The organism is Petralouisia sp., from assembly GCF_056822245.1.
Genome location: NZ_JBQIOP010000107.1, coordinates 1 through 2642, shown reverse-complemented (window position 1 = coordinate 2642; position 2642 = coordinate 1). Strand labels below are relative to the sequence as shown.

At 45.7% G+C, this 2642-nt stretch carries 4 protein-coding genes; 1 reads left to right on the top strand and 3 read right to left on the bottom strand.

What is annotated here, in order from left to right; translation table 11 throughout:
* Positions 1 to 30: 30 nt before the first annotated feature.
* Both ACTO17_RS19750 and ACTO17_RS19745 read right to left on the bottom strand, forming a co-directional pair.
* The gene (locus ACTO17_RS19750) at positions 31 to 1074 is read right to left on the bottom strand and encodes an aldose epimerase family protein (RefSeq protein ID WP_482559131.1); all 1044 of its coding nucleotides are present in this window, start codon (positions 1072 to 1074) and stop codon (positions 31 to 33) included.
* A gap of 55 nt (positions 1075 to 1129) precedes the next feature.
* Positions 1130 to 1957: a bacteriohemerythrin gene (locus ACTO17_RS19745; protein WP_482559130.1), complete on the bottom strand. Its 828-nt coding sequence runs from the start codon at positions 1955 to 1957 to the stop codon at positions 1130 to 1132.
* Between the two features lie 257 nt (positions 1958 to 2214).
* Here ACTO17_RS19745 and ACTO17_RS19740 point away from each other — a divergent pair, with 257 nt between their 5' ends.
* Complete coding sequence (locus ACTO17_RS19740; protein WP_482559129.1) at positions 2215 to 2448, top strand: hypothetical protein; 234 nt, start codon at positions 2215 to 2217, stop codon at positions 2446 to 2448.
* A 109-nt stretch (positions 2449 to 2557) separates the two neighbouring features.
* Here ACTO17_RS19740 and ACTO17_RS19735 read toward each other — a convergent pair.
* A partial coding sequence (locus ACTO17_RS19735; RefSeq protein ID WP_482559132.1) for an SEC-C metal-binding domain-containing protein occupies positions 2558 to 2642 on the bottom strand: 85 nt, incomplete at its 5' end.

Sequence of the window (2642 nt, the reverse complement as noted above, 5' to 3'; positions counted from 1 at the left end):
CCGACAGCCCCTTTCAATTGCCCTTTTCTTCTATTCCGTATAAAAGCGGTAAATGGTTTTCGTGGTGAAAACTTCTCCTGCCGGCACAAGGGAAGAGGGGAAATTCTTCTGATTTACCGCATCGGGATAAAACTGGGCTTCCAGACAGAACCCGCATCTGTCACAGTAAGCCGCCCCGCCTTTTCCGGTCTGATCGCCGATAAAGTTTCCTGCATAAAACTGTACGCCGCAGCACTCGGTAGAGGCCTCCATGGCAATGCCGGTTTCTTTGCAGCAGGCCCTCGCCATTACTTTCATCTCTCCCGGCGCTTCGCTGAGCACGTAATTATGATCAAAACCGCCGGCAAATGCAATCTGTTCAAACTCCGCTCCAATGTCCCGCCCGATGACTTTCCTGGTTCTGAAATCCATGGGCGTTCCCGCCACCGGCGCAACTTCCCCGGTGGGAATGGCTCCCCGGTCTCTGACCGGAGTGTAGGCTTCGGCCAAAATCTGCAGCTCCTGATTCTCCACAGAACCGCTGTCATGGCCCCCCAGGTTAAAATAAGAATGATTGGTAAAATTCATAATCGTTGTTTTATCCGCTTTTCCCTGATAGGAAATCTCCACCCCATGTTCCTCTGTCAGCGTATAGGTAACCTCCACTTCCAGATTTCCCGGAAATCCCTGCTCTTCTTCTGTGCTCAGATGATAAAAGGTAATACTGTTATCTGTATGTGCCTTTACTTTCCACAGCACTCCTTCAAAGCCGTTGGGGCCGCTGTGCAGGTTATGGCCGCTTTGGTTGGCTGCGAGCTGATACTCCCTGCCCTCTATCACAACCTTGGCGCTGTCAATACGGTTTCCGTTTCTTCCCACCGTCGCGCCGAAATAACAGGTATGGCTCTCATATTCCGCCGCCGTATCGTATCCAAGCACCACATCCCGCATCGCGCCTTCCCGGTCCGGCACCAGCAGAGACACCAGTGTTGCGCCGTGATCAGACACCTTCATCACTCCATGGTTTGAATTCTCAAATATGTACAGTGACGTTTCTTCGCCGTTACGATTTTTTCCAAAAGATACTGTCTGCATAGTAATTCCTCCTCCATTTTAAACAGGCAGTGATTTTCCGCCCATGATACACCGTTTATTTCATAGAATCCGCAATCAGTTTATCTGATTTCAAAATATGGTTAGACAGCCATCCAAACAGAAATTCCACCAGTTCTTCCAGATATTCCTGCTGATTCTGATCCACCTGATCCAAATCGATCTCTTCTAATTTGGAAATAAACGCCTGATGGGCCATTTTCTGCGCCTTTATCCCCGGATACTGAATGCTTTCCATAAACTCTTCTTCATCCTGAAAATGTTCACTGGTATAATTCTTCAGCTTTTCCAGAAGCCCCACAATCTCATCATATTTATCATGGAGAAGCTCCGCCTTCACCAGTTTGTCTGCATCCCCGATAATTTCAAACAATGTCTCATGCTCTCCGTCAATCAGCGGAATTCCCGTCATATATTTTTCTGTAAATACACAGGGGTCCTCATTTTCTCTCCACTCTTCTAAAGAAGGCATTTTTCCAATCAGGATATCACTGCTTAAAATATGATGATACAGCCAGCGCACCAGATACTCTAGCAACTCCTCAAGCATGTCATGCTGCCGCTCCAGTTCATCAATATTGGAGAAATCCAGTATATTGATTTTTTCCCGAAATGCAGTATGCTGTTTCTTCTGCCGCTCCAGTTCCGGATCATTGATGGCCGCCATATGCGCTTCCTCATTAAAAAAATGCGTATCCGCATAGCTTTTTAATTCTTCCATCACTTCCCGCACCTGATGATATTTATCCTCAAGCAAATCATTGTGCAATAAGTCCATAGTCTGATTGATCAGCTCAAACAGCTTTTCATGTTCTCTATCAACCTGTTCGATTCCTGTCAGACAATCCTCTGTAAATTTGTACATGTTCTGTCTCCTTCCTAATATCCGCCGGGCATATCCTTAATATATGCCTGCTGAATATGTTCTATTATACCATACCTTTCCAAAAAAGAAACAAAATCTGCTTTAATTTCAGTTCTGCGCCTTCCGGCGCCGCCGGGCAATATTTACTTGACTGACTGAGAGCAAAAGCATATAATGTGCCATAAGAAACCATTACAGAAGCGCCTAACGGCAAACGAATCAGAACAAAATTTTATTTCCAGAAAGGACAAAATATTATGGCAGGAATCAATCCTACACAGCTTTTTCAATTAATGGGAGCCTGGCAGAAGTTCACTGCAAACCATCCCAAGTTCCCCAAATTTCTCAAGGCAGTGGCCGCAGAAGGCATTCAGGAACATACAATTATTGAAGTCAGCGTCACCACGCCGGAGGGCAAAACTTACTGTTCCAATTTAAAAATCACCCAGGATGATCTAGATTTACTGGAACAGTTCAAGCATATTTCATAATTTAAACACAGGCTGCCCCGGAAAGGAACTATCGAGGATATGGACGTTTATTCTTCTGAAAACGCCATATCCTGTTTTTATTCCTTCCCGGGACAGCCTGTGTTATCTTCTATTTTCTGCCGCAGCACTGTTTGTATTTCTTGCCGCTTCCGCAGGGGCAGGGATCATTGGGATATACTTTGGCATTCTCCCGC

Excerpts from the sequence above, each read along its gene's own strand:
- ACTO17_RS19750 (WP_482559131.1), bottom strand. The coding sequence starts at position 1,074 with ATGCAGACAGTATCTTTTGGAAAAAATCGTAACGGCGAAGAAACGTCA.
- ACTO17_RS19745 (WP_482559130.1), bottom strand. The coding sequence starts at position 1,957 with ATGTACAAATTTACAGAGGATTGTCTGACAGGAATCGAACAGGTTGAT.
- ACTO17_RS19740 (WP_482559129.1), top strand. The coding sequence starts at position 2,215 with ATGGCAGGAATCAATCCTACACAGCTTTTTCAATTAATGGGAGCCTGG.